The organism is Polaribacter sp. 11A2H, from assembly GCF_011379025.1.
In the GTDB taxonomy this organism is placed as follows: domain Bacteria; phylum Bacteroidota; class Bacteroidia; order Flavobacteriales; family Flavobacteriaceae; genus Polaribacter.
On sequence record NZ_WTLD01000059.1, the window covers coordinates 1 to 632 of the forward strand.

Below are 632 nucleotides of genomic sequence, written 5' to 3' on the forward strand. Positions count from 1 at the left end.
ATACGGCTCCATTTGACGACTAAAGCTAATATCTACGTAACCGTCACCGTCCTCATAGTCACAGTATTCAGTGACGTTAAGCATGCGAACCCCTTTACCGCTAGGTTTCTTCCAAGGCCGATCTCCTTGACGAGCTATAGGCGGTAAAAGTTGATCTTTTGGGATTCCTATTATCTGTTTCTGTAAATCCAACGTAGCGGATTTTAGTTGTTCGTAGGCTGTATTCATTTCCAGCTTAGCTATTTTTGCATACTCACTAGCGTATATACGAAACACTTGGCCTTGTTTTACTATCTTTTTAGAGTCAAGTTGAGCAATAGCCATAAATAAAACGCGCCTAGATGATAAGGGCATCTTAGATAGTGTTTTGTTTATATCAGTTTTATGCCGAACTTTTGTTTTACTCGATACGTTGGTTAATTTCATAGGTGTACTTTGTTTTTTTAATCACACACCTACTTTATAGGTGTGTTGCTGACTTTGTCAATATACACCCGTGTAAAAGAGGTGGGTTTTTATCCACATGACTCGGTAGACGCACACCTTTAACTCGGTAGACGCACACCTTAACTCGGTAGACGCACACCTTTAACTCGGTAGACGCACACCTTTAACTCGGTAGACGCACACCT

General features: G+C 41.0%; 1 protein-coding gene. It reads right to left on the bottom strand.

Going from position 1 to position 632, the window contains the following annotated elements:
- On the bottom strand, nt 1-426 hold a 426-nt coding region (locus GQS58_RS16920), incomplete at its 3' end, for a replication initiation protein (RefSeq protein ID WP_166388064.1).
- Nucleotides 427-632 lie beyond the last annotated feature (206 nt).